The sequence below is a fragment of the Marivivens sp. LCG002 genome (genome assembly GCF_030264275.1).
Taxonomy (GTDB): domain Bacteria; phylum Pseudomonadota; class Alphaproteobacteria; order Rhodobacterales; family Rhodobacteraceae; genus Marivivens.
In genome coordinates this window covers 1,013,133-1,037,585 of sequence record NZ_CP127165.1, presented here as the reverse complement: position 1 = coordinate 1,037,585, position 24,453 = coordinate 1,013,133, and the positions used below count along the sequence as shown (strand labels likewise).

Sequence of the window (24,453 nt, the reverse complement as noted above, 5' to 3'; positions counted from 1 at the left end):
TCGGCCCGTCTTAGACGCGGGCGCTGTGTGTATCGAAAAAGGCTTTCGCCCGCGCCCAGACACCCGCGTCGATGTCGGTAAGCGTCAGGAGCGACGGCAAAAGTTGGCCCGCATAGTCGATCGAGCTTTCAACCGGCAGCATCGACGGCAGATTGTCGATGGCGGTCACATCCAGCACAGGATCGCTTGCAACGCGAAGCGCGGGTGCGGCCCAGCTCGTCGTGCGGTCATAGACCTTGATCGGCGAAAAGTCCGAAGTCGGATCACAGGCAATATCCCCGATCACCGAAAGACGGCGCGCGGCGGTCTTGGCGGATGCAGGCACAAAAACAGGACAGCCTTCGTTCGCAAGAATGCAATTGAGGAAGATCTCGTGTTCGAGCACTTCGGGGAATGGACCGCCGGACGCGGTTTCGGCCATATCCCATTTGGTGACGCCAAGACCGAGTTCCGTGCACAGATCGCTTGCGCCCGTCCCCACGCGGCCCAAAGCGCCGATCACGATCACATCGGGACGCCCTGAAACGGCGGCAAGTTCGGACTTGAGTTCATCGACCAGAGCATCGCGCCCCGCATAGACCCCGACAGGACCGCAAAGCGCCCCATGCGCCTGTGCAAGCCATGTCTTGACCGAAACCGCAGCCCCCGCAAATCCTGCCCAATACCCAAAGGCTGCGACGCGGCGACCGTTCTCGGCAATAAGATACTCGAGATCGTAGAGCGTGCCGCCGCCCGCCTTGAACCGTTTCAAGAGCTCTTGGCCTGCGGGCTGGCCTTTGTAGGCGTGGCCAAACATGATGTGGCGATGCCCCAAGGGCGTGCCGTCCTCGGGGAGTTCCTTGAGACCGAAGACGATGGCATCGCGCGGCGCTTCGGGCCAGCTGTTCTCTTCGGCGATTTCGGCGCCTGCTTCGCGGTAACCGTCGATCGCGATGGCACGAACGCTCGAGTCTTCGACGGTGACGCGCAGCCCCTTGTCGATCAATGCGCGCACGCCTTCGGGGGTCAATCCCACCCGTTCTTCGTTTGCGCGCTGTTCGGCGCGAACCCATAAATGCGTCATGTCTCGTTCCCTCTTGGCCGCAGATCACGCGGTCGGCCCGAATATCGGGCCGGTGTGTCGAGAGAGACCTTTCACAACCCGCTCGCGGAATGCAAGCGCTCTAAGGCGGTGCGCCGATCTCAAAGTGGATGGGACTGAAATCGGCGCACCAGAGCAAGTCGGTGTCGACCGCTCATCTTTGCTCTCTCAACCGAAAGAGACGAAACTGGCAAAAGTTTACGGCAACAAAACGGAATAAAACCAATGCGCTAACAAAGGCTTTTCTTTCAGATGATTGTTGACGATCCCCTCATAATCCTCGGCCAAAAACGCGCACGACAGCGCATCTCAGGTTTGGGTCGCAAGAAACCATTTCGGAAAATTCTTGTCTAGAGGGAAAATTCTAGTTTCAACTCTCACATAGGTTAGGATCACACATCGCTGTGCTCGCCCACAAAGGGGCTGCCGCGTCGCGCGGTTTCCCGATATTTCGCGGGCGACATACCGTTTGCCTTGGTGAATGCCTCGTAAAAAGCCGAAAGCGAGGGAAAGCCGCTATCAAGCCCGACCGCCGCGATCTTGTGCGAGGTTTCCGACAGAAGCATGCGCGCATGAGAGAGACGCGCCCGTTGTAGATGCTGCTTGATACTCAGGCCCATCACAAGCTTGAACAGATGCCCCGCGCGCCCCGTCGAGAGGTTCGCCGCTTCTGCGATGTCCGACACGTTGATCGGGATCGTGAAGTTGTCGGCGATGAATTTGAGCATGGCTTCGACATGGAGCATCGCCTGAGCGGTGATCTCCTGTTGGAGCGTCACGATCTTGGGCTCCCTGAGCACCTCCCACCCTTCGAGCGCCATACGGCGGAGCCGATTCTCGATTTCATCAAGATGCATGCGCCGCCATTGCGCGGACTTCTGGCCTTTTTCCGCGATCAGGCGATCGAAAAAGGCGACATCGCTCGCCCCCAGGGATTTCGCCCCAAGAACCGCGCCCGACAGAATCGGTTCGACCATTTCGGTCGGAAGCCCCCAGCGGATGAACTGGCCCAGAGAGAGATAGATGTTGGTGATTTTTCCCGTGCCGTAAACGTTCGCGACCTTGTGCGGCGCAGCCCCCCAAAAGAGGGTGAGTCGCTCGGATTTCAGCGCGATTTCCTCGCCCGAGAAGGAGTAATCCATCGCGCAGCCCTGAAGAAAATTGATCTCGACCGAGGTGTGATGGTGGTAAGGCGTGTCGAAAAGAGAGGGGGTGTGGCGCTCGATCAGGTAGTCATTCGCCTGAGGCACCCGCGTTTTGTCGACTTGTTCGGAAAATGGGACAACATCCGAAATATCAAGTTTTTCACGCTTTACCATGCACTTACCTCCCGAACCTCAACCAACCTATCAAGATGTATTTCCATGGATAATACGATTTCCGGAAAACATCAGTCCGTTTCAGGAAGTCAGGGAATTCGCGCCGCGTCAAGTTGAGCACGTCATTAGGGAGGAAAAATCTGTGACACATACTTTCAAACTTTCCGGATGGTTGCTCACCGGTGTGTGCGCTGCCGCACTGGGCGCTTCGGTCGCGAATGCTGATCCGATGCCCGCCGAAACCTCGCTTTCCGGTCTCGAATACGAATTGATCGGGCGCGACGACATTTACGACTATCGCAAGCTCGACAGCTATGCGCAGGCGCCGTTCCTTGACGAGCTGGTCGCGGCTGGCAAGCTGCCCCCCGTCGAAGAGCGTCTTCCCGCAGAGCCGCTGGTCTTCAAGACCGCTGCGATGTCGGACGGCGTCGGCGTTTATGGCGGCGTCTTCCGTCACGTGATCGGCGGCCGTCCCGAAGGCTTCAACTGGCTTGCCGGCCAGCATCAGGGCTGGGGTGGTATCAACCTCGCCATTCAGGAATGTCTCGTCCGTCAGGGTCCGCGTTGGCAGATCAAAGGCGAAGACCAATCGGGTCCGCTTCCGAACCTTGCCAAGAGCTGGGAATGGAACGCCGATATGACCGAGCTGACCATGCACCTCGTCGAGGGCATCAAGTGGTCCGACGGTGATGCGTTCGACACCGAAGACATCGCCTTCTGGTATGACGACAACGTTCAGGACGAAAACATCGCGTCCCGTATCTCTGCCAACTCCTTCGGCGGCGGTGCCAAGCTTGAAGTAATCGACGCCTATACCTTCAAGTTCGTGTTCCCGACCGCACAGTCGAACACCATTCTCGAAGGTCTTGCCTATATCCAAGGCTGCCCCGGCCCGAGCCATGTTCTCAAGGCCAGCCACCCCAAGTATGACCCGTCCAAGTCCTATGACGACTATCTAAACGCCCTGCCGTCCGACAAAGTGCCTGTTCCGGTTCTCGGCGCTTGGGTGCCCGTCGAGCATCGTCCCGACGAAATCGTGATCATGCGTCGCAACCCCTACTACTGGAAGGTTGACGAAGCAGGGAACCAGCTTCCCTACATCAACGAGATGCACTTCAAGCTCACCACTTGGGACGACCGCACGACGCAGGCCGTGGCCGGCACAGGCGACTGGTCGAACATGGAGAACCCCGGCAACTTTGTCGAAGCGCTCAAGCAGAGCCAGGACCCTGCTGCTCCTGTTTCCGCGAAATTCGGCCCGCGCACCCTTGCTTGGCGCATCGAGCTGAACTTTGCACAGAACATGGCCGAGTCCGATTACGACAAGGAACTCCGCGGTCTCTTCCGCGAGCTGGACTTCCGTAAAGCCGTCAGCCATGCAATCGACCGTGACGCGGTTGGTCAGGCTCTTGCCCGTGGACCGTTCGCCTATGCCTATATGGGCGGATATCCCACCGGTTCGCCCTATTATGACGCGGATGCGACCAACTTCACCCCCTACAACGTAGATGGTGCAAAGGCGCTTCTGGCGGGTCTCGGTCTCACCGACACCGACGGAAACGGCATCCTGAACCTTCCCGGAACCGGCGAAGATCTTGTCATCGACGTGACCTACAAGTCGCAGCGTAACGAAGACCGCAAGCAGGTCGATGCGATCACCTCGCAGCTTGCCGAGGTCGGTATCCGCGTGCTGCCCAAGTCGATCGACGAAACCAGCTTCGATCCGATGCGCAACTCGGGTGACTTCTCCGCAATCCTGCAGCGCGCCAACTTCGTGCTTCCGACCCGTGAAGCCTGTGGCAACCTGCCTGTTTCGGACATCTGCCCTGCGTTCCACCTCACCGGTGCCGAAGGTCGTGACCTTCTGCCGTTCGAAGGTGAACTGGCCAGCCTCGTGACCGAGTTCAACTCGACCGACGATGCTGCCGCTCAGGCCGCAACCGCAAGCAAGATGCAGGCGATCCTGACCGACAACCTTTACAACATCGGTCTGGTTCAGGTTCCTGCCGCGCTTCTGGTCAACAAGCGGATCAAGAACGCCCACCCGGGCACCCCCGTGTTCATGTATGAATGGGCCGAGGATGCTGTCATCCGCGAGCGCCTCTGGGTGCCTGCCGACCAGCAAATCGAAGAGCTCCTCCCCGGAACTGTAGCTGAATACTAAGCTATAGCTTCGCTCGACACCCGCTCCGATGGCCAATCACATCGGGGCGGGACTTTACCAGACCGGGCCGATGTGCCCTCGGGGACGACCAATGGACTTTGTGATTTTCTTCTTCAAACGGATCATCGTCGCGATACCACTCCTGCTTGGCATCTCGATCGTGTCCTTTGCCATTATCCAAGCCGTTCCGGGTGATTATGTGGACACCTGGATCGCGAACACCTCGGCCCAGACGGGCAAATCCTATGACGAGCTTCTGCCGCAGGCGACTGCGATGCGTGAACGTCTCGGGCTGGATCAGCCTGTGGCCATCCAGTATCTCGACTGGCTCAAGAACATTGTCACCGCAGGTGATTTCGGGATGTCGTTCGAACAGAACCGCCCCGTCACCGAAGTGATCGGCACGCGCCTTCCCCGCACCTTGATCCTTGCTGTTTTGACGCTTGTGATCGGTCAGGTGATGGGCGTGCTCCTCGGCATCTATGCCGCCACCAACCAATACAAGCTGGGTGATAACCTCGCGACGCTGATTGCCTTCCTCGGCATTGTGATCCCCAAATTCGTGATCAGCCTCGTGATCCTCTATTTCCTCGCCATTGTCTGGCACTCGCCCTACATCGGCGCCGTGAACTCGCCGCAATACATCCTTCAGGACGGATGGACGCTCGATAAGTTCTGGGACTTCCTCAAGCACGTCTGGCCGGTGCTTCTTGTGTCGGTCTGGGCCGGTCAGGCCTATACGACCCGCATGATGCGCGGCAACCTGCTCGATGTGATGAACATGCAATATATCGAGACAGCACGTGCCAAGGGGCTCTCGCGCGGCAAGGTTCTCTTCAAGCACGCCGTTCCCAATGCGCTCCACCCCGTGATCATGAACCTCGGCACCCGCTTCGATTACATGATCAAGGGCGAAATCGAGATTGCCATCGTGCTCGGCATTCCGACGGTCGGCCCGCTCATCCTCGGCGCCGTTGGAGACCGCGATATGTATGTCGTCTCGGCGATTTTCATGATGGTCGCGATCCTTCTCGTCCTCGGGAATATCTTTGCCGACCTCATGCTTGCCCTTCTCGATCCGCGCGTGCGTCGCGCCACTCTGACCCGGACCTGATGCAATGACCGATATAAACCTCAATGCAGAAGCTGTCAGCGCAGGCGCGAACCTCTCGTATTGGCAACTCGTGCGCCGCCGCTTCATGCGCAACAAATACGGGATGGTGGGCCTGATCGGCTGCCTCTTCATCATCATCACGGCGGTCTTTTCAGGGTTCATCGCCCCCTATGGCCCCGAAACCAAGGACCGCACGGCGATCTATTCGCCGCCGCAAACCATCCGCTTCTTTGCGCCCGAAGGCGGCCTGACCCGCCCCTATGTCATGGGCTTTACCGAAGAGATGGATATGAACACCTTCGAGATCACCTTTGTGCCCGACGAGGCACAGGTGCATCCGTTGGCTCTCTTCGTCAAAGGCGATCCTTGGACCTTTCTCGGGATGACCTTCGAAACCCGCCTGATCGGAACCACGGACGGAAGTTTCGTGCACTTCCTCGGGACGGACTCGCTTGGTCGTGACGTGCTCTCGCGGATGATCCTCGGGACACGCATCACCCTCCTCATGGGGTTTCTGGTGATGGTTGCCGCCTGTTTCATCGGCACGATCGTCGGCGTGGCTTCGGGGTATTTCGGCGGGCGTTTCGATATGATCGTCCAAAGGATCGTGGAATTCGTCAAATCCTTCCCCGATCTTCCGCTCTATCTTGCGCTTGTGGCGATTCTGCCGCGCCGCGCAGAGCCGATGAGTATCTTCATCATGTTCGCGGCGATCCTCGTTCTGCTCCGCTGGGCGGACCTCAGCCGCGAGCTACGCGGCAAGGTGATCTCGATCCGCTCGATGGAATATGTGCGCTCGGCGGTGGCTGTCGGCGCGTCGGACAATCGCATCATCGCCCGTCATATCGTGCCGAACACCTCGTCGCATATCATCGTCTGGGCGACCTATCAGCTCCCCGAAGTGATCCTTCTGGAAAGCTTCCTATCGTTCCTAGGTGTCGGGGTTCAGGCTCCGATGGTGAGCTGGGGTTCCATGCTCAATCAGGTGCGCGACTTCCAGTCTTTTGCCGCCGCCCCTTGGCTCATGGCGCCTGTCGGTATGATCGTAATTTCCGTGTTGGCCTTCAACGCCTTTGGCGATGGTCTGCGCGACGCAATGGACCCCTATTCCAATGACTGATCCCTTGCTCAAAATCGAAAACGTCGTCGTCGACTTCAAGACGGTCACAGGCACGGTCAACGCGGTGCGCGGTGTGTCCTACGAGGTCGCGCGCGGCAAAACTTTGGCGGTCGTGGGCGAATCCGGTTCGGGTAAATCCGTCACCGCGCGTGCGATCATGTCGATGCTGGCCGAGAACGCCCGCGTTGGTCGGGACAGCAAAATCTGGTTCGACGGAGAGGACATCTCGAGTTTTTCCGAGCTTCAGATGCAGAAAATCCGCGGCAACCGGATTTCGATGATCTTTCAGGAACCGCTGACCTCGCTCAACCCGATCTATACCGTGGGCGATCAGGTGGCCGAGATCATCCAGATCCACCGCCCGATGCCCAAAAAGGACGCGCAGGCCGAGGTGCTCCGTCTCTTCAAGGAGGTGCAGCTTCCCAACCCCGAGGCGCGGCTTGGCCAATATCCGCACGAGATGTCGGGCGGTCAGCGTCAGCGCGTGATGATCGCGATGGCTCTTGCCAACAAACCCGACCTTCTGATTGCGGACGAGCCGACGACCGCGCTCGATGTGACGGTGCAGGCGGAAATCCTGACGCTGCTCAAAGACCTCCAGAAAAGCCACAACATGGCGGTGATCCTGATCACCCACGATCTGACCGTGGTGGAAAAGACCTCGGACGATGTGGTGGTGATGCGCTATGGCGAAGTGGTGGAGCGCGGCGCGACCCGAGACGTGTTCTCGAACCCGCAGCACCCCTATACCAAGCACCTTCTGGCAAGCGAGCCAAAGGGGCGTCCCGGACCTCTTGATCCCGATGCGCCCGTGCTGATGGAAGCCAAGGATATGCGGGTGGCCTTTACGCTGGCCTATGGCGGGATCTTCAGCCGCAAAAAGACCGACCTCGTGGCCGTCAACAATCTCGACGTCACGCTCCGCAAAGGCGAGACGCTCGGGATCGTGGGCGAGTCCGGTTCAGGCAAGACCACGCTCGGCATGTCGATGATCCGTCTTCAGGACGCGAACGGCGGGAAAATCCTCTTTGACGGCAAGGACATCAGCACCCTGAGCCGCAAAGAACTCCGCCCGATGCGCACGCGGATGCAGGTCGTCTTTCAGGACCCCTTCTCCTCGCTCAATCCGCGCATGATCATTCGGCAGATCATCGAGGAAGGTCTCATCGTCAACGGGATCGGCGCGAATGCCGCCGAGCGCGAAGAGATGGTGGCCAAGGCGCTCGAGGATGTGCAGATGCCGCGCGACGCGATGCAGCGCTTCCCGCACGAGTTTTCGGGTGGTCAGCGCCAGCGTCTTGCCATCGCCCGCGCGATCGTTCTCAAGCCCGAGTTCATTCTCCTCGACGAGCCGACCTCGGCACTCGATCTGTCCATTCAGGCACAGATCATCGACCTCCTTCGTGACCTTCGCGAAAAACACGATCTCACTTACATGTTCATCAGCCACGACCTCAAAGTCGTCAAAGCGCTCTGTCACAACGTCATCGTGATGCAGCATGGCAATGTCGTGGAAGCGGGTCCCACCGCTCAGGTCCTCGAAACCCCTCAAACCGAATACACGCAGCGTCTTGTCAACGCGGCGTTCAACGTGACTGCCGCCTGACGGGGCGGTGCATTTAGAAGGAAACATCCATGCGTGCACATCCAAAAATCGCTTTTATCGGCGCCGGATCCACGGTTTTTATGAAGAACATTATCGGCGACGTGCTGCAGCGTCCCGCTCTGGCCAATTCGCATGTCGCTTTGATGGACATCAACGAACAGCGCCTCAAGGAAAGCGAGATCGTTTTTGAAAAGCTGGTCTCTTCGATCGGCGCGGGCGCGACACACTCGCTCCACACCAACCAGCGCGAGGCATTGACGGATGCCGACTTCGTCGTCGTCGCCTTCCAGATCGGCGGCTACGAGCCATGCACCGTCACCGATTTTGAAGTGCCGAAAAAGTTCGGCCTGCGCCAGACCATTGCCGACACACTCGGGATCGGCGGCATCATGCGCGGGCTTCGCACCGTGCCGCACCTCTGGTCGATCTGTGAAGATATGACCGATGTGTGCCCCGATGCGCTTATGCTTCAATATGTGAACCCGATGGCGATCAACACTTGGGCGATTGCGGCGAAATATCCGCATATCAAGCAGGTCGGCCTTTGCCATTCGGTCCAGCACACCGCCCACGAGCTTGCCAGCGATTTGCAGATCCCCGACAGCAAGATCCGCTATCTCTCGGCGGGTATCAACCACGTCGCCTATTTCCTCAAGTTCGAGGAAATCATGGAAGACGGCAGCTATCGCGATCTTTATCCCGCGCTGCACAAAGGCTATGCCGAAGGCATCTATCCGCGCCCCGAAAGCAGCTGGAACCCGCGCTGCCCGAACAAGGTGCGCTACGAGATGATGAAGCGCGTCGGCTACTTTGCAACGGAAAGCTCCGAGCACTTTGCCGAATATGTGCCGTGGTTCATCAAGCGCGGCCGCGACGACATCATCGAGCGTTTCGGCATTCCGCTGGACGAATACCCCAAGCGCTGTGTCGAGCAGATCGCGCGCTGGAAAGACCAGCTCGAGGAATACAAGACCTCGGACAGCATCGAAGTGCCGAACTCGGTCGAATATGCCTCCGAGATCATCAACTCGGTCTGGACCGGAACGCCGAGCGTGATTTACGGCAACGTTGCGAACAAGGGCTATATCCCCGCCCTGCCCGAAGGCTGCGCCGTCGAAGTGGCGTGCCTTGTGGACCGCAACGGCATCCAGCCAACCCGCGTCGAGAACCTTCCGCCGCAGCTTGCCGCGATCATGCGTTCGAACATCAACGTGCAGGAACTCACCGTCAAGGCGCTCCTCACCGAGAACCGCGAGCACATCTATCACGCCGCCATGATGGACCCCCATACGGGTGCAGAGCTTGACCTCGACCAAATCTGGGAGATGGTGGACGAATTGATCGAAGCGCACGGCGCATGGCTTCCCGAATGGATTTCGGGGGGCGCAAAGAAAAAGGTAGCCTAAGATGACCGCAGCAGACGGCCAGCCCCCCTTGCACATTGCCATCGTCGGTGGAGGCACGGCGGGTTGGCTGTCTGCGCATCTTTTGCAGGCCGAAGCGAAACGCCTTGGGCGCGCGCTTCGGCTGACCTTGATCGAAAGCTCCAAGATCCCGACCATCGGGGTTGGAGAAGGCACCACCTCGATTTTCGGCGGCGTGCTTCAGGCGCTCGGGTTCGACGAGCGCGATTTCCTTGCCAATACCGATGCCACGATCAAATTTGGCATCAGGCACCGTGACTGGCGGCGCTTGGGTCATTCCTATGACGGGCCGATTGACGATGCCTATGCACTGGCAGACCGCGTGCCGAACGGCGGCGCCTGGATCGACACCTTTTGCGTGGCGGCAGGCCGCTCGGTGACCGAACCCCATGTCTTTGCGGCACTGATGGCGGGCGGCAAAGCACCCGTTGCACAGGCGGGGGGCCGCGATGTGCCGATCAGCCGCTTTCACCACGCCTATCACTTCGATCAGGCCAAGGTGGGCGCCTATCTACGGAGCAAGGCCGAGGGGATCGAAACCCTCGACGCCTTGGTCGAGAGCGCCGAGCGGGACGCGCAAACGGGCGATATTACGGCGCTACGGCTTGATAACGGTCAGACATTCTCGGCGGATTTCTTTATCGACTGCACCGGATTTCGCCGCTCGCTCATCGCCGGCGCTATGGGCGCGAGTTGGGTCGGTTATGGTGACGTGCTCCCCGTCAATCGTGCGATGCCCTTCTGGCTCGACCTCAAAGAGGGCGAGGAACTTCCCGCCTATACGCTCGCTTGGGCGCAAAAGTCGGGCTGGATGTGGCAGATCCCGACCCAAGGGCGGATCGGCTGCGGCTATGTCTATTCCGACCGCCATGTCACCCCCGATCAGGCGCAGGCCGAGATCGAGACCGCGCTCGGCCATCCCATCGAGCCGCGCAACGACATCAAGATCAACGCAGGCCGCCTCTCCGAGGTGTGGAAGGGCAATGTCCTCGCCCTCGGGCTGGCCTCCAGCTTTCTGGAACCGCTCGAGGCGACGTCGATCCACGGGACGATCGTATCGCTCCTTTTGTTCATCAAGCGTCATCTGGCGACGCTCGGCACGCCCGACTCCAAGGGACAAGAGCGCTATAACGCGGCGATAGCGGGACAGGTCGACGATTTCCGCGATTTCATCAACTTGCACTATGTAAGCGAGCGCGACGATAGCCCGTTCTGGCGCGATGTGGCGACGACCTTTATCCAGCCGCAGACCCGCGAGAGGGTCGCCCATTGGCAAAAGCAAATGCCCAAGGCCAGCGATTTCCGCAATGATCTCGATGGGTTACCCCATGTGGAGGAATTGCTCCATTATCCCGTTCTCGACGGGCTTGGCCTTCTGTCGCAAGAGGTCGCCCGCAAAGCGATGGCCGCCGACCCCAAGCTGAGGGACTTTGCGCGGCAAACGGTGGATCACCTGACGCGGCAAGCGAAAGACGCCGCAAGACAGGCAAGATCGCACCGCGACTGGCTTGCCAGCCTGTCCATCTAGGCAAAGAAAAAGGGGGGCCAATCGGCCCCCCAGTGTCACGGATCGGGTGGATTTTTTACCGCCCGGTGGTTTATTGCCTGTATCCCGATCCGCGTCGGGGGCGAACGCATCCGCCCCTGAATTTCATCAGCTGCAACCGCTCGTGCCGCCGCAGGTGTTGCACTTCATGCAGGTGCCGTTGCGCACGAGCGTGTAGTTGCCGCATTCCCCGCAAGGATCACCCTCATAGCCCTGCATCTTGGCCTTGTCGCGGGCCGAGAGGCTGACCGTGCCGCTGGCGACTGCGGTCGAGGCCATTTGCGAGACGGCCGTCGTGGGCACAACGGTTTCGATCACCTCGGCCGTTGCCGCCGATCCGAAGGCAACGCTGCCCCCTGCTCCGCCCTGAAGCACCATCAGCTCTTGGGGCAGACGCTTGCGCAGATAGCCCGTCGAAGAGATCTGCTTGAGCACTTCGAGCGACTTGGTCGCGGCGCTCTCGCTCGGCTGGGCGACGTTGGTTGCCTGATCCTCTTTGTGCAGGTCGTCGAAAGACGCGCCCGACGGCTTCACATGCGCAAGATCGGTGCGGTCAAGGTAAGACACGGCCAATTCGCGGAAGATGTAGTCGAGGATCGACGTTGCTTGTTTGATCGAGTCGTTGCCCTGCACCATGCCCGCGGGTTCGAACTTAGTGAAGGTAAAGGCATCGACGAACTCCTCAAGCGGCACGCCATACTGAAGACCGACCGACACCGCGATGGCGAAGTTGTTCATCATTGCGCGAAAGCCTGCGCCTTCCTTGTGCATATCAAGGAAGATCTCGCCCAGACGGCCATCGCCGTATTCACCCGTGCGAAGATAGACCTTGTGACCACCGACGACCGCCTTTTGAGTATAGCCTTTGCGGCGCTCGGGCATCTTTTCGCGGTGCGAACGCACGGCTTCCTTGATGACGATCTTTTCGATCACCTTCTCGGCAAGCACGGCGGCCTTTTCCTGCGGGTTGCCCGTGGCGAGCACTTCGGCGGCTTCGTCGTCATCCTCGACCAGAGCGGCAGCAAGAGGCTGGGACAGCTTGGAGCCGTCGCGGTAGAGCGCATTCGCCTTGATCCCGAGCGACCAGCTCAGTTCATAGGCCTTTTGGCAATCCTCGATTGTCGCATCATTGGGCATGTTGATCGTCTTGGAAATCGCACCCGAGATAAAGGACTGGGCCGCGGCCATCATGGTGATATGGCTGTTGACCGAGAGGAAGCGCTTGCCCTTCTTGCCACAGGGGTTGGCGCAGTCGAAGACATTCAGATGCTCGTCCTTGAGGTGCGGCGCCCCTTCGAGCGTCATCGTGCCGCAAACATGGTCGTTGGCGGCGTCGATTTCGGCCTTGGAATAGCCGAGGTGACGCAGAAGATCGAAGCTCGGGTCGACAAGTTTCGCAGCGGGAATGCCGAGCGTGTTCTTGCAGAAATCCTCGCCGAGCGTCCATTGATTGAAGACGAAGCGGATATCGAAGGCGGACTTGAGCGCGGACTCGACCTTTTTGATTTCCGCCGGACCGAAGCCGTTGCCGATGAGCGAGGTGTGGTTGATGCCGGGAGCCTGACCGAGCGAGCCATGACCGACCGCATAGGCCACAATCTCTTCGACCTGAGCGGGGCTATAGCCAAGCTTGGTCAAGGCGGCAGGCACCGACTGGTTGATGATCTTGAAGTAACCGCCGCCCGCAAGTTTCTTGAACTTGACGAGTGCGAAATCGGGTTCGATGCCTGTGGTGTCACAATCCATCACAAGACCGATGGTGCCCGTCGGGGCGATCACCGACACCTGAGCATTGCGGTAGCCGTGCTTTTCCCCAAGGGCGAGCGCTTCGTCCCAAGCGGTTTTCGCCAGAGCGACAAGACGCTGGTCGGGGCAATTTGCGTGATCGAGCGGCACGGGCTTGACTTCGAGCGCCTCGTAACCGTCCGAGTTGCCATAGGCGGCGTTGCGGTGGTTGCGAATGACGCGGAGCATGTGCTCTTTGTTGCGGGCATAGCCCGAGAAGGCACCGAGTTCGCCCGCCATCTCGGCCGAAGTCGCATAGGACACGCCCGTCATGATCGCAGTCAAAGCCCCACCAAGTGCGCGGCCTTCGTCGCTGTCATAGCCGAAGCCCATGTTCATCAGCAAACCGCCGATGTTGGCATAGCCAAGACCGAGGGTGCGGAAGTCATAGGAAAGCTGCGCGATTTCCTTGGAGGGGAACTGCGCCATCATCACCGAGATTTCCAGCGTCACGGTCCAAAGGCGCGTGGCATGCATGTATTCTTCGACCTGGAACTGACCGTCCTTGTAGAAGGTCAACAGGTTCATCGAAGCGAGGTTACAAGCCGTATCGTCAAGGAACATATATTCCGAGCACGGGTTGGAGCCACGGATCGAGCCGTCTTCGGGGCAGGTGTGCCATGCATTGACGGTGTCGTGGAACTGGATGCCCGGATCGGCACAGGCCCAAGCGGCGTGGCCGACCTGATCCCACAGATCGCGCGCCTTGATGGTCTTGGCGACGGTGCCGTCCTTGCGGTTGATGAGGTTCCAGTCCGCATCCTCGCGCACCGCTTTGAGGAAGCCATCGGTAACACGGATCGAGTTGTTCGAGTTCTGGCCCGACACGCTCGAATAGGCTTCGCTGTCCCAATCGGTGTTGTAGGTCGGGAATTCGATGCTCGTGTGACCCTGCTTGGCATAGTCGAGCACGCGCTTGATATAGGTCTCGGGGATCGCAACCTTTTTGGCTTCGCGGATCGCGGTTTTCAGACCCTCGTTCACCTTGGGGTCATAAGCATCGGCCTCTGCGCCGTCCCAAGCCTTGATCGCGGCAAAAATACCGTTGAGCTTCTGCTCGTGCATCTTGGAGCCGGCCACGATCGAAGCGACCTTTTGCTCTTCGATGACCTTCCAGTTGATGAATTCCTCGATATCGGGGTGATCCGCATCGACGATAACCATCTTGGCCGCGCGGCGCGTGGTGCCGCCCGACTTGATCGCGCCCGCTGCACGGTCACCGATCTTGAGGAACCCCATAAGGCCCGACGATTTACCGCCACCCGAAAGCTTTTCGCCCTCGCCGCGCAGCGACGAGAAGTTGGTGCCCGTGCCCGAGCCGTATTTGAAGAGACGCGCTTCGCGGACCCACAGGTCCATGATGCCGCCTTCGTTCACGAGGTCATCGGCAACGGACTGGATGAAGCAGGCATGCGGCTGGGGGTGTTCATACGAGGACTTGGATTTGGTCAGAACGCCCGTTTCGTGGTCCACATAGTGGTGCCCTTGCGCAGGGCCGTCGATGCCGTAAGCCCAATGCAGACCCGTGTTGAACCACTGCGGCGAGTTCGGCGCGGCGCGCTGCGTCGCGAGCATATAGCGCATTTCGTCGAAATAGGCGCGCGCGTCTTCCTCGGTGGTGAAATAGCCACCCTTCCAGCCCCAATAGGCCCACGCTCCTGCGAGACGGTCGAACACCTGCTTGGCAGAGGTTTCGCCGCCCATCTCGGCGCCATCGGCAGGCACCGAACGCCAGAGAAATTCAGGCACGCCCTTTTCCTTGACGCGCTTGAGAGCCGAAGGAACGCCCGCCTTGCGGAAGTATTTCTGTGCGATCACGTCGCTCGCAACCTGACTCCACTTGGACGGGATTTCACAATTGTCGAGCTTGAAGACGATCGTGCCGTCAGGATTGCGAATTTCGGAAGTCGCAGATTTGAACTCGATGCTCGCGTAAGCGTCTTGACCGGATTGAGTAAAAAGCCGTTCGATTTTCATTCGACCTATGCCCCTGTAGCGGACCGTCTGAAGCAGCCCTTGATGTTCAACTTTGCAGCGCAGTCCGCGCAGCCCCTACACAACCGACCCGAGGTCAGGGACAAAAAGGTCGTCCGCTCAAGAGCGTTCGTCTCGCCTTTCGGCCTGAAAATCCAAGTTTTGTCCCTAACCGATGCTCACTACATCTAGTGGCAACCCCATCGGCACGCACAAAGTGGCAATCAATGGCTAGTAGGTCAACTTTCTTTTTTGACGAAATATAGCAGATTGCCGCTTGACCGACATTCCGTCGCAGCATCCACCGATTCATCCGCAGACTTATGCACAGCGCTATACTTTGGGGACGAATAGCTCCATCCGAGAAACGCCTTTAGTCCAAGCCGTTTAGAACCCCAGATTGCAGTCGATACAACCTATACCCTAAGCATACGGCTCGGCAGTGATGAAAGTTTAGGCAAAATCAGCAGGTGGAATTTTTTTTTGCGCTCCCCTACTGCCTGTGTCCCTTTGAGAGCAAGCGGCGCACCCGCGCCCTCGCTCGACGAGCGATGGCTAAGTATCTAGAACAATAAGAGTTTTGATCTGCTGCTCTGTTTGCCACTCACACCCCAGAGTTGCAAACCGATTTGCGACACCTCATCGGGCCAAAAGAATCACACTCCCAAGTTTTGTGCATCCAGCCGCGCGAGAGGGACGACACCCGAGGCGCCTTGTGCTATCAACCGAAGCGAAGACCACATCAAAGTGGCGAAGACTTGAGGCGCGAGATGGTTCTACCACATATCGGAATGCTCTGGATCGGCGGCGATCTCAGTTTCCTCGAAATCCTGTGCATCAAATCCTTTGTCGATGCGGGCCATCCTGTGCATCTCTTTACCTATGGAGATGTCGGCAACGCGCCCGAGGGGGTCGATCTTCAGGATGCGCGCGATATCCTCGAGGGACCGCCGTTTCTCAAATACGAGCGCAACGACAGCCTTGCGCTTCATGCCGATCTGTTCCGCCTTCGAATGCTTGATCTGTTGCCGGGGATCATCTGGGCCGATACGGATGCCTATTGTCTTCGCCCGTGGATGCCTGAAAACGGGCATTATTACGCCTTTCAGGCCGAGAACAGCATCGCCAGCGGCGTTCTCGCCTTTCCGTCCCAGAGCGAAACGCTCAAGGCACTGCTTGCTGCGACGAACACCGAATATCCGATCCCCGATTGGTTCAACGACAGGCAAAAGATGGAATTGCTCGCCCGCAAGGAAGCGGGGGACCCTCTCCATGTGTCCCAGATGCCTTGGGGCGTCTGGGGGCCTACGGCGGTGAGCTATTACCTCATGAAAACGGGGGAAATCGAGCACGCTTTACCGCAAGAGGTGCTTTACCCCGTCAGTTTCGAAGAGCGCGGCAAGATGCTTTGGCCCGATCACCTCTCGCCCGAGGATTTCGGCCCCGAAACCACGTCGATCCATTTCTACGGCAGCCGGATGCGGCGGATGATCTCGCGGCGGCACGAAGGACTTGCACCCCAAGGCTCATTGATCGCCAAGCTGCTCGAACGTCACGGCCTTGATAGCCGCGACGCCCCCCTCCCCAACGAAGAACGGGTTGCCCCCGTGGTGGTCCAGACGTCCAAGCGTGACAAGCCCGCCCGCAAGGACCCCTCTGACGAGCGCTTTATCGCCATCACCTGCATGAAAGACGAAGGCGTCTTTATCCCAGAATGGATCGCCTTTCACAAAGCCATCGGGTTCGATCATTTCCTTGTCTATACAAACGATTGCAGCGACGGCACCGATCTTATCCTTGAACGGCTCGCGCAATCGGGGCTCGTCACCCACCGCGACAACACCCGTCAGGACGGGCAGCGCGCCTCCTACCAGATCCGCGCGTTTCGCAAGGCATTCAAGGAAGAGGTCTTTGCCCGTCACGACTGGGCTATGATCCTTGACGTGGACGAGTTCACCAATGTGCATGCGGGCGACAAAAGCATCCGCGATCTGGTCAGAGCCGCGCCGGAAGGGAGCGACATTATCTCGCTGACTTGGAGGCTCTTCGGCAATGGGGGCGTCGAAACGTTCAGCAACGCCTTTCTGACCGAGCAATTCCGGAAAGCCGCGCCCTATCATTGCCCCCGTCCCGCTCAGGCATGGGGTTTCAAGTCGCTGTTCCGCACCGATCGCGTGGAGCGGCTCGGCACGCATCGTCCGCTCATTCCTCTGGGTGCGGATTGGTCCAATGTTCTTTGGGTCAACGGCTCGGGTCAGGAAATGCCCGCACGCTATCATGAACAAACCAAGGGCGGTTGGCGGAGCGGTCCCGATTGCGTCGGCTATGATCTGGGGCAGCTGAACCACTATGCCGTCCGCTCGCGCGAGAGTTTCCTTTTGAAATCCCTCAAGGGCACAGTGCACGGCGGGATCGACCGCAATCGCGACTATTGGGACCGTATGAACCGCAATGAAGAAGAGGACACCTCGATCCAGAGCCTCCTCCCGCGGGTGCGCGAGATTTACGACGAATTGCTGTCCGATCCTGTGCTCAAGGACCTCCATGACAAGGCCGTTGCGTGGCATCAGGAGCGCATCGCAACAGCGCTCTCTATTCCCGAAATCCGCGAGATGTATGACGCTTTAATCTGAGAGAGAGTGGTCGGGGCGATAGGATTCGAACCTACGACCTACGGTACCCAAAACCGTCGCGCTACCAGGCTGCGCTACGCCCCGACTTGTGCGTCTCTACGCGTTCGTTTCGGATTTGAAAACCCCTAACCGTCACAGGGGAAGGCAGCTTTTTCACCGATAGACGGATGCTGGAGCACGTCGCCGACCTTGAGGCCGAGACGCTTGGCCAAGCCCCCGTTGATCTCGAGCACAAAGAGCACGCCCTGCCCGCCGTCGATGATCGTTTCATCCAGCGGTTTGGCGTTCGGATGGATGTGCGTGATCGTTCCCGTCTGGTCCATGAAAATCATATCGAGAGGGATCAGCGTGTTGCGCATCCAGAAGGTAGCGTGTTGCGGGGCGTCATAAACGAAAAGCATGCCCGACATGGTCGGCATGGTTTCGACATACATAAGACCTTTGGCGCGTTCTTCGCCTGAATCGGCAAGATCGACGGAAAAGCGCGCCTGCCCGAAGTCCCCTTTGACAAGAACCTGGTCAGGCGCACATTGCGCGAAAGCACCCGACCCTGCGCCGATTAGCGCAAGGACAAAGCCTGCGATCAAAGAGAGTTTGCGCTTTCCCAGACCAACACCTCGGCGGCCATCTTGCCGCGTTTTCCGTCAAGCACTTTGATACCGATTGCCTCTCCGGGCAAGAGGTCTGCAAGACCGGAACGCCGCAACACTTCAATGTGAACGAAAACATCCTCGGGCGAGCCGAAGACATTCGCAAAGCCGAAGCCTTTGCCTTTGTCGAACCATTTGACGCGCGCCGGCTGCAATTTGGCGGCGGCAAGTTCTGCCGGATCGACTTCTGCAAGATCGGCAAGCGGGGTCACGCTTGGACCTTCGGGCGGGGTGATCTCGACCACTTCGGTGGCCTGAATTCCGCGCTCGGTCTTTTGGGCACGCAGCTGGATCAAGGATCCGTCTGCAATAGTGCTCTGGCCGAAATTGCGCAGAACATTTGCGTGTAGCAGAATGTCCGGCCCTCCGTCGTCAGAGACCACAAATCCGAAACCTTTGGCGGTGTCGAACCATTTGACACGCCCTTGCAACAGGCGGTCTTCACTTAACACTTCAGTCATTTTTTATTCTCCAGCCGCGCCCCCCATCCGGGCGCAACTTTCGTAAGCGACAACAGACCCCTTTTGGTCGGGAAAAACAACCCATTTCCAACACGATGCCATTCACGAAGCGTGAAATTCAGGGGTATAAACGGGTCTCGACCCAAGGGTCATGCAGACTATTGCGCGACCACCTGAAGCGGTCGTGCAACCTAAAGGCGCCATCCGCCCATAGCTCTATCTCGAGAGGCGAAATCCGATAGCCTCCCCAGAACGGCGGGCGCGCGGGATTGATTCCTTCGCGGGCGGTGACCTTGGCCACTTCGGCCATGAGAGTGCCGCGGCTATCGAGCGGCTGCGACTGCTGCGAAGCCCAAGCCCCGAGCCTGCTTTTGAGCGAACGGGAGGCGTAATATTCATCCGCCTTCGGTCCGTCCTCGCGGCTGACAAGCCCGCGCACGCGCACTTGGCGGCGCAGTGTTTTCCAATGCATGACGAATGCGGCTTTGCCCGCACCATCAAGCTCTTGGGCCTTCTTGCTGCCGTAGTTGGTGTAAACGACAAATGCATCGTCTTCGATGTCCTTGAGAAGAACCATCCGCGCATTAGGAAGCCCATTCTCGTCCACCGTCGACAAAGCGATAGCGTTCGGATCGTTCAATTCGGTCTTCTCGGCCTCGGCAAGCCAAGTCCGTGCGATCTCGATCGGATCATCGCCGGCAAAAATGCCAGTCCTATCGCTCATTTGTCCATCCTCGTTAAATCACTAGGGAACGCCCCTTAGATTCTTGCCGCTCACCAATCAATAGTGACGCTACGTTGTAGTAATTCTTGAAGCGTTGGTTTCAATAGCCTAAAGGTCCTCAAAAGCACTATTGGGGCATAGGGGAAGAAGATGTCATCTAATTTGATGCAGGGAAAACGCGGCCTGATCATGGGCCTTGCGAACGACAAATCCATCGCATGGGGTATCGCCAAGGCGCTTGCCGACAACGGGGCGGAGCTTGCCTTCTCATATCAGGGCGATGCGCTGCTCAAGCGCGTGCAACCTCTCGCGGCCCAACTCGGCAGCGATACGGTTCTGCCCTGTGATGTGAGCGATATGGCAAGCATCGACGCTCTTTTTGGCGAGCTTGAAAAGAAGTGGGGCAAGCTCGACTTCATCGTCCACGCCATCGGCTTCTCGGACAAGAACGAGCTTCGTGGCCGCTATGTCGACACCAGCCGTGAAAACTTTACGATGACCATGGATATTTCCGTGTTCTCCTTCACCGCCGTGGTGAACCGCGCCGAAAAGCTCATGACCGATGGCGGCTCGTGCCTGACCCTCACCTACTACGGCGCAGAGCGTGTGATGCCGCACTATAACGTTATGGGTGTTGCCAAGGCCGCTTTGGAAGCCTCGGTCCGTTACCTTGCAGAGGATCTTGGCAAGAAGAACATCCGCGTCAACTCGATCTCGGCCGGTCCGATCAAGACCCTTGCCGCTTCGGGCATCGGCGACTTCCGTTATATCCTCAAGTGGAACGAGTATAACTCGCCGCTGCGCAAGAACGTCACGATCGAAGAGGTCGGCAACTCGGCCCTCTATCTGCTCTCCGATCTCGGAAGCGCGGTGACGGGCGAAACCCACCACGTGGACGCGGGCTATCACGTTGTCGGCATGAAGGCCGTCGACGCGCCCGATATGAACAAAGACTAAGACATGACGGCCGCCGTATTCCTTTCGATCGTTCTGATCCATCTTGCGGCGGCCATTTCGCCAGGCCCCAGTTTCGTAGTCGCGGTCCGCATGGCTGCCTCCGAAGGTTTCAAGGTCGCGACCGCCCTTGCGCTCGGCTTCGGACTGGGCGCGGTGCTTTGGGCCGCAGCGGCGATGCTCGGCCTTGCGCTTGTCTTCCAGCTCGTGCCTGCGCTCTTCATCGGGATGAAGCTCTTGGGCGCGGCCTTCCTGTTCTGGATCGCCTACAACATGTGGAAACACGCCAAGGACCCGCTGGCGGAAGCGCAGCTCGGCACCGAGCCGCGTTCGCTTCTTTCGGCGGTGCGCTTCGGTTTCCTGACCTTTGCGACCAATCCCAAGCCCGCAGTCTTTTTCGGAGCGGTTTTTGTGGGACTCGTGCCCATGGACACGCCAATGCCGTGGCGTCTTGCCATACTTGCAGCGGTTTTCGCCAACGAAACGCTCTGGTATATCTTTGTTGCGCGCGTCTTCTCGACGTCGCGCGCCCGCAACACATATCTGCGTCTCAAAGCCGTAGTCGATCGCACTTTCGGAGGGCTGATGGCTCTCCTCGGCCTCAAGATCGCGCTGACCTAAAGGATCGTTCAATGCCCGTCACAGACCGCCTCCCGCATGAAAAAGGCTTTCACGTCTCGTGGGACCAAATCCATCGCGACAGCCGCGCTCTGGCTTGGCGGCTTGATGGTCAAAGCCCTCTCGAGGGCGGGGCATGGAAGGCCGTTGTCGCGATCACTCGCGGCGGTATGGCCCCCGCAATGATCGTCGCCCGCGAGCTTGATATCCGCACCGTGGATACGATCAGCGTCAAATCCTACAACCACCAGTCCCAGACCGAAGCTCAGGTGCTCAAGGCCCCTGATGCAGAGATGATGGGCGACGGCACGGGCGTGCTGATCATCGACGATCTGGTGGACTCGGGCAAAACGCTTGAACTGTGCCGCGAACTCTATCCGAACGCCCATTTCGCCACCGTCTATGCAAAGCCCAAGGGCCGCCCGCAGGTGGACACCTTCATCACCGAAGTGAGCCAGGATACGTGGATTTTCTTCCCGTGGGATATGGCACTTCAATACGTCCAACCCTATCGCGGCAAGGACTGATCCCGCCTCGATGCCCTGTCTGACGCCAAGCCTCAAATCAGAGTGCAGCCGGTGCGCTGCGCTCTGTTGCGTCGCGCTCAGCTTTGACAAGGGCCCCAAATTCGCCATCTCGAAAGAGGCAGGCACCCCCTGCCCCAACCTCGGCCCCGATCATCGCTGCACGATCCACGAAAACCTTGCCGAACGGGGGTTTCAGGGCTGCATCGACTATGATTGCGCGGGCGCGGGCCAACGCGTGATCGAAGAGCGCTTCAACGGCGAGGACTGGCGGAGCGCCCCCGAGCTTTTGACCGCGATGATGCGCGACTTCGGCGCGCTGCGCCCGCTGCATGAACGGATGCTGATGCTGGAAGCGGCGGGGAAATACGATTTGCCGCCCGAGCTTGAAGCGCAGTGCCAAAGCCTGATCAAGCGTTCGGCGCGAAGCTGGTCCTCGTCGGTCGAGTTGAACAGGGACTTCAAAGCCTTCATTGAAGCGCTGCGACCGATTGCGCAGCCCGATCAATAAAGCGAAGTCTTGGGCCGCTGGCCCTTGCAGCCCCTGAATTGGCGCTCTACATTTTGAGCAACAACAGGAGAAAGACCACATGGCCATTACGGCACTTGAAATCGAAAACCTGATCCGCGAATCCTTTCCTTCGGCCAAGATCACGGTCGAAGGCGATGACGGCCAGCACTTTGCCGCCATGGTCATCGACGAAAGCTTCCGCGGCCAGAACCGCGTGCAACAACAGCGCGCCGTTTATGCCGCGCTCAAGGGTAAAATGGATGGCTCGCAAGGCGAGCTTCACGCGCTCGCACTGACCACAAAGGCTCCCGAATGATGATCACAGCAACCGCTCTCCTGCTCGCGGGCGCGTTGATCGCGATCATTGCCGCCCCTGCCCCTCAACGCCGTCCGGTGCCTGTGCGCGTCGAGCGGCATCGCAACACCCAATTCCGCAAGAAAGGCTGACGCCATGTCTGCTCTGGACCAGATCAAAGAAACCGTAACTTCGAACGATGTCGTGCTTTTCATGAAAGGCACCAAAACCATGCCGCAGTGCGGGTTCTCGAGCCGCGTCGCCGGCATTCTGAACTTTATGGGCGTTGAATATCTCGACGTGAACGTTCTGGCCGACGAGGAAATCCGCGCAGGCATCAAGGAATATTCCGACTGGCCGACCATTCCGCAGCTCTATGTCAAAGGCGAATTCGTCGGCGGCTGCGACATCATCACCGAGATGACGCTCTCGTCCGAGCTCGACACGCTTTTTGCCGACAACGGCGTGACCTTCGACAAGGAAAAGGCGGACGAAATCCGGAAGCACAACAGCTAAGCGGCCCGCCACACCAAAACAAAAGGGCGTCCCTCGGGGCGCCCTTAGTCGTTGAACTCGGTCCTGCTTTCGATCAGCCGACAGGCGCTATAGAGGGTGAACTCCTCGCCGCTGTCGCTGTCGATGGCGTTCACCATCGCCGCGTCGCCCTTGATCCACCAGACATAGCCGGGCATGAACTCGGGCGGGGTGAAACGCACGCCCGATCCCGATACGGAGTGCCTGAGAACCGAGGTATATCCATCCACGGTCACGATGACGTCTTCGCTCTCGAGCGGATAGACCGCTGTGGCGGCCCCGCCGTTCTCGCATTCATAGAGATCGACCTGATACCCTTGGGCGAGTGAAACCGAGGGGAACAGGAGAAGGGCGAAAGCCGCTCCCCTCACTTCGCTTTTGCCTCGACCTGATCGGCAAGGGCTTCGGCGCGCGCGGCAAGTTCGGCAAGCGTTTCTCCGACCGAAGCAGGCACGACGGGCACTTCGACCTTTTCTTTGGGCGCATCAAGGCGGGCTTGCATCTCGGCAATCTTCGCCTCTGCCTCGCGAAGCCGGTCTTCAAGCCCTGCGGTCTTGTCCGCCAGCATCAGCCCCGACATCAGAAGCATCCGCGCTTCGGGCATACGGCCGATCTGCGCGCTTAGCGAACTTGCTTCGATGTCGAGCATTGCGGCGGCAGAGTGCAGGAACTGTTCTTCACCTTCCTGACAGGCGACCTCGAACACACGGCCCCCGATTTTGATCTCGACCTGCGGCATCAGTTTGCTCCTCCTACGATCGGTCGCAATTCGCTGATGATCGCTTCGATCTCGGCGGCATCGGTTGCCCGCGTGACGCGAAGCGCTTCAAGTTCGGCCTGCATGGCGCGGTTGATCAGATGCGGCTCGCTGACATGGGTCTCGGCAACCTGACGGAGTTTGTCGTTGATCTCGCGCAGCTCGGCATTCACCTGACGGAGCTTTTGCAGCTCGCGGTCGAAACGGACGAGTTGCTTTTTGGTGGCATCGGCGGCTTGGGCAACATCGGTCACTTGCGCATCCTGACGTTCCTTAAGCGCTTTGACCCGCTCTTCAAGCTGTGCATTGACGGCGCGCTCTTCGGCAAGTTTCGCTTCGAGTTCGGCGATTTTGGCCGCATTGTCCCCAGTATCATCAGGCGCATCGACGGGCGCAGCCGCCGACGAAAGTTGCGCCACACCGAGCCCGATCCGATCCAGCGCAGCCGTCAATCGTCGTTCCAGTTCAACAATGTCGCTCATGTGCCTGTCCTTCTGCCCGCGGCTCTCCCGAAAGAAGAGCGGCTCAGGTGTCATTCCACTTCCCCTGCATTCGAAGGCAAAAACCCGAATCGGAAGCCGTTTTTCAAAGCGTATGCCATCCCCGCCCCCCCCGCAAATCACTGGATTGGAGCGCGCAACAGGTCACTCGTGCTTGAT

General features: G+C 58.9%; 23 protein-coding genes and 1 tRNA gene. 14 read left to right on the top strand and 10 right to left on the bottom strand.

Features of this window, described 5'->3' with window-relative positions; all coding sequences use genetic code 11:
• Positions 1 to 10: 10 nt before the first annotated feature.
• Positions 11 to 1,063 carry a saccharopine dehydrogenase gene (locus tag QQG91_RS05260; protein WP_285771923.1) on the bottom strand — a complete coding sequence of 351 codons (1,053 nt, stop codon included), beginning with the start codon at positions 1,061 to 1,063 and terminating at the stop codon, positions 11 to 13.
• Between the two features lie 410 nt (positions 1,064 to 1,473).
• On the bottom strand, positions 1,474 to 2,400 hold the full coding sequence (locus QQG91_RS05255) for a helix-turn-helix domain-containing protein (protein ID WP_285771922.1): 927 nt from the start codon (positions 2,398 to 2,400) through the stop codon (positions 1,474 to 1,476).
• Between the two features lie 142 nt (positions 2,401 to 2,542).
• Between QQG91_RS05255 and QQG91_RS05250 the strand changes: the two genes are divergently transcribed.
• The 6 genes from QQG91_RS05250 (at position 2,543) to QQG91_RS05225 (ending at position 11,356) form a co-directional block, all read left to right on the top strand.
• Positions 2,543 to 4,564, top strand: coding sequence for an ABC transporter substrate-binding protein (locus QQG91_RS05250; RefSeq protein WP_285771921.1), 2,022 nt, complete (start codon positions 2,543 to 2,545; stop codon positions 4,562 to 4,564).
• Between the two features lie 91 nt (positions 4,565 to 4,655).
• Positions 4,656 to 5,678 carry an ABC transporter permease gene (locus QQG91_RS05245; RefSeq protein ID WP_285771920.1) on the top strand — a complete coding sequence of 341 codons (1,023 nt, stop codon included), beginning with the start codon at positions 4,656 to 4,658 and terminating at the stop codon, positions 5,676 to 5,678.
• A 4-nt stretch (positions 5,679 to 5,682) separates the two neighbouring features.
• Positions 5,683 to 6,798 (top strand): ABC transporter permease, encoded by a 1,116-nt coding sequence (locus tag QQG91_RS05240; protein ID WP_285771919.1) that lies wholly within the window; start codon positions 5,683 to 5,685, stop codon positions 6,796 to 6,798.
• A complete protein-coding gene (locus tag QQG91_RS05235; protein ID WP_285771918.1) occupies positions 6,791 to 8,404 on the top strand; it encodes an ABC transporter ATP-binding protein in 1,614 nt (537 codons plus the stop codon). The genes QQG91_RS05240 and QQG91_RS05235 overlap by 8 nt, the downstream gene beginning before the upstream one ends.
• Before the next feature lie 29 nt (positions 8,405 to 8,433).
• Positions 8,434 to 9,810, top strand: a complete 1,377-nt coding sequence (locus QQG91_RS05230; RefSeq protein ID WP_285771917.1) for an alpha-glucosidase/alpha-galactosidase — start codon at positions 8,434 to 8,436, stop codon at positions 9,808 to 9,810.
• Position 9,811: 1 nt separating this feature from the next.
• Entirely contained in the window at positions 9,812 to 11,356 is a 1,545-nt protein-coding gene (locus QQG91_RS05225; RefSeq protein ID WP_285771916.1) for a tryptophan halogenase family protein, read from the top strand.
• 126 nt (positions 11,357 to 11,482) lie between these two features.
• On the opposite strand, the gene QQG91_RS05220 is transcribed toward QQG91_RS05225, so the two are convergent.
• Positions 11,483 to 15,136 carry a vitamin B12-dependent ribonucleotide reductase gene (locus QQG91_RS05220; protein ID WP_285771915.1) on the bottom strand — a complete coding sequence of 1,218 codons (3,654 nt, stop codon included), beginning with the start codon at positions 15,134 to 15,136 and terminating at the stop codon, positions 11,483 to 11,485.
• A gap of 767 nt (positions 15,137 to 15,903) precedes the next feature.
• On the opposite strand from QQG91_RS05220, the gene QQG91_RS05215 reads away from it, so the two are divergent.
• Positions 15,904 to 17,766 (top strand): glycosyltransferase family 2 protein, encoded by a 1,863-nt coding sequence (locus QQG91_RS05215; RefSeq protein ID WP_285771914.1) that lies wholly within the window; start codon positions 15,904 to 15,906, stop codon positions 17,764 to 17,766.
• 7 nt (positions 17,767 to 17,773) lie between these two features.
• Here QQG91_RS05215 and QQG91_RS05210 read toward each other — a convergent pair.
• From QQG91_RS05210 to pdxH, 4 genes are all read right to left on the bottom strand, one after another.
• Positions 17,774 to 17,850: transfer RNA gene (locus QQG91_RS05210), tRNA-Pro, on the bottom strand.
• A gap of 41 nt (positions 17,851 to 17,891) precedes the next feature.
• Positions 17,892 to 18,353, bottom strand: coding sequence for a DUF192 domain-containing protein (locus tag QQG91_RS05205; protein WP_352232123.1), 462 nt, complete (start codon positions 18,351 to 18,353; stop codon positions 17,892 to 17,894).
• Positions 18,350 to 18,877: a cold-shock protein gene (locus QQG91_RS05200; RefSeq protein ID WP_285771913.1), complete on the bottom strand. Its 528-nt coding sequence runs from the start codon at positions 18,875 to 18,877 to the stop codon at positions 18,350 to 18,352. Before QQG91_RS05200 ends, QQG91_RS05205 begins: the two co-directional genes overlap by 4 nt.
• Positions 18,878 to 18,995: 118 nt before the next feature.
• The gene (pdxH, locus tag QQG91_RS05195) at positions 18,996 to 19,601 is read right to left on the bottom strand and encodes a pyridoxamine 5'-phosphate oxidase (RefSeq protein WP_285771912.1); all 606 of its coding nucleotides are present in this window, start codon (positions 19,599 to 19,601) and stop codon (positions 18,996 to 18,998) included.
• A 150-nt stretch (positions 19,602 to 19,751) separates the two neighbouring features.
• On the opposite strand from pdxH, the gene fabI reads away from it, so the two are divergent.
• The 7 genes from fabI (at position 19,752) to grxD (ending at position 23,019) form a co-directional block, all read left to right on the top strand.
• Positions 19,752 to 20,558 (top strand): enoyl-ACP reductase FabI, encoded by an 807-nt coding sequence (fabI, locus tag QQG91_RS05190; protein WP_285771911.1) that lies wholly within the window; start codon positions 19,752 to 19,754, stop codon positions 20,556 to 20,558.
• Between the two features lie 3 nt (positions 20,559 to 20,561).
• Complete coding sequence (locus QQG91_RS05185; protein WP_285771910.1) at positions 20,562 to 21,176, top strand: LysE family translocator; 615 nt, start codon at positions 20,562 to 20,564, stop codon at positions 21,174 to 21,176.
• A gap of 11 nt (positions 21,177 to 21,187) precedes the next feature.
• A complete protein-coding gene (gpt, locus tag QQG91_RS05180) occupies positions 21,188 to 21,700 on the top strand; it encodes a xanthine phosphoribosyltransferase (protein ID WP_285771909.1) in 513 nt (170 codons plus the stop codon).
• A gap of 10 nt (positions 21,701 to 21,710) precedes the next feature.
• Entirely contained in the window at positions 21,711 to 22,208 is a 498-nt protein-coding gene (locus QQG91_RS05175; RefSeq protein WP_285771908.1) for a hypothetical protein, read from the top strand.
• Positions 22,209 to 22,287: 79 nt separating this feature from the next.
• Positions 22,288 to 22,524, top strand: coding sequence for a BolA/IbaG family iron-sulfur metabolism protein (locus QQG91_RS05170; RefSeq protein WP_285771907.1), 237 nt, complete (start codon positions 22,288 to 22,290; stop codon positions 22,522 to 22,524).
• Positions 22,521 to 22,655 carry a hypothetical protein gene (locus QQG91_RS05165; RefSeq protein WP_285771906.1) on the top strand — a complete coding sequence of 45 codons (135 nt, stop codon included), beginning with the start codon at positions 22,521 to 22,523 and terminating at the stop codon, positions 22,653 to 22,655. Before QQG91_RS05170 ends, QQG91_RS05165 begins: the two co-directional genes overlap by 4 nt.
• A gap of 4 nt (positions 22,656 to 22,659) precedes the next feature.
• Entirely contained in the window at positions 22,660 to 23,019 is a 360-nt protein-coding gene (gene grxD, locus QQG91_RS05160) for a Grx4 family monothiol glutaredoxin (RefSeq protein WP_285771905.1), read from the top strand.
• 44 nt (positions 23,020 to 23,063) lie between these two features.
• Here the strand turns inward: grxD and QQG91_RS05155 are convergent, their stop codons facing one another.
• The 3 genes from QQG91_RS05155 to QQG91_RS05145 are packed head-to-tail and all read right to left on the bottom strand — an operon-like array spanning position 23,064 to position 24,276.
• Entirely contained in the window at positions 23,064 to 23,408 is a 345-nt protein-coding gene (locus tag QQG91_RS05155) for an MliC family protein (RefSeq protein ID WP_285771904.1), read from the bottom strand.
• Positions 23,405 to 23,776 (bottom strand): cell division protein ZapA, encoded by a 372-nt coding sequence (locus QQG91_RS05150; protein WP_285771903.1) that lies wholly within the window; start codon positions 23,774 to 23,776, stop codon positions 23,405 to 23,407. The genes QQG91_RS05155 and QQG91_RS05150 overlap by 4 nt, the downstream gene beginning before the upstream one ends.
• Entirely contained in the window at positions 23,776 to 24,276 is a 501-nt protein-coding gene (locus tag QQG91_RS05145) for a hypothetical protein (RefSeq protein ID WP_285771902.1), read from the bottom strand. Before QQG91_RS05145 ends, QQG91_RS05150 begins: the two co-directional genes overlap by 1 nt.
• Positions 24,277 to 24,453: the final 177 nt, after the last annotated feature.

Bases quoted from the DNA above. Each gene is read 5' to 3' on its own strand.
- QQG91_RS05260 (WP_285771923.1), bottom strand. From the start codon at position 1,063: ATGACGCATTTATGGGTTCGCGCCGAACAGCGCGCAAACGAAGAACGG.
- QQG91_RS05255 (WP_285771922.1), bottom strand. From the start codon at position 2,400: ATGGTAAAGCGTGAAAAACTTGATATTTCGGATGTTGTCCCATTTTCC.
- QQG91_RS05245 (WP_285771920.1), top strand. From the start codon at position 4,656: ATGGACTTTGTGATTTTCTTCTTCAAACGGATCATCGTCGCGATACCA.
- QQG91_RS05240 (WP_285771919.1), top strand. From the start codon at position 5,683: ATGACCGATATAAACCTCAATGCAGAAGCTGTCAGCGCAGGCGCGAAC.
- QQG91_RS05235 (WP_285771918.1), top strand. From the start codon at position 6,791: ATGACTGATCCCTTGCTCAAAATCGAAAACGTCGTCGTCGACTTCAAG.
- QQG91_RS05230 (WP_285771917.1), top strand. From the start codon at position 8,434: ATGCGTGCACATCCAAAAATCGCTTTTATCGGCGCCGGATCCACGGTT.
- QQG91_RS05225 (WP_285771916.1), top strand. From the start codon at position 9,812: ATGACCGCAGCAGACGGCCAGCCCCCCTTGCACATTGCCATCGTCGGT.
- QQG91_RS05220 (WP_285771915.1), bottom strand. From the start codon at position 15,136: ATGAAAATCGAACGGCTTTTTACTCAATCCGGTCAAGACGCTTACGCG.
- QQG91_RS05215 (WP_285771914.1), top strand. From the start codon at position 15,904: ATGGTTCTACCACATATCGGAATGCTCTGGATCGGCGGCGATCTCAGT.
- QQG91_RS05200 (WP_285771913.1), bottom strand. From the start codon at position 18,877: ATGACTGAAGTGTTAAGTGAAGACCGCCTGTTGCAAGGGCGTGTCAAA.
- pdxH (WP_285771912.1), bottom strand. From the start codon at position 19,601: ATGAGCGATAGGACTGGCATTTTTGCCGGCGATGATCCGATCGAGATC.
- fabI (WP_285771911.1), top strand. From the start codon at position 19,752: ATGTCATCTAATTTGATGCAGGGAAAACGCGGCCTGATCATGGGCCTT.
- QQG91_RS05185 (WP_285771910.1), top strand. From the start codon at position 20,562: ATGACGGCCGCCGTATTCCTTTCGATCGTTCTGATCCATCTTGCGGCG.
- gpt (WP_285771909.1), top strand. From the start codon at position 21,188: ATGCCCGTCACAGACCGCCTCCCGCATGAAAAAGGCTTTCACGTCTCG.
- QQG91_RS05175 (WP_285771908.1), top strand. From the start codon at position 21,711: ATGCCCTGTCTGACGCCAAGCCTCAAATCAGAGTGCAGCCGGTGCGCT.
- QQG91_RS05170 (WP_285771907.1), top strand. From the start codon at position 22,288: ATGGCCATTACGGCACTTGAAATCGAAAACCTGATCCGCGAATCCTTT.
- QQG91_RS05165 (WP_285771906.1), top strand. From the start codon at position 22,521: ATGATGATCACAGCAACCGCTCTCCTGCTCGCGGGCGCGTTGATCGCG.
- grxD (WP_285771905.1), top strand. From the start codon at position 22,660: ATGTCTGCTCTGGACCAGATCAAAGAAACCGTAACTTCGAACGATGTC.
- QQG91_RS05150 (WP_285771903.1), bottom strand. From the start codon at position 23,776: ATGCCGCAGGTCGAGATCAAAATCGGGGGCCGTGTGTTCGAGGTCGCC.
- QQG91_RS05145 (WP_285771902.1), bottom strand. From the start codon at position 24,276: ATGAGCGACATTGTTGAACTGGAACGACGATTGACGGCTGCGCTGGAT.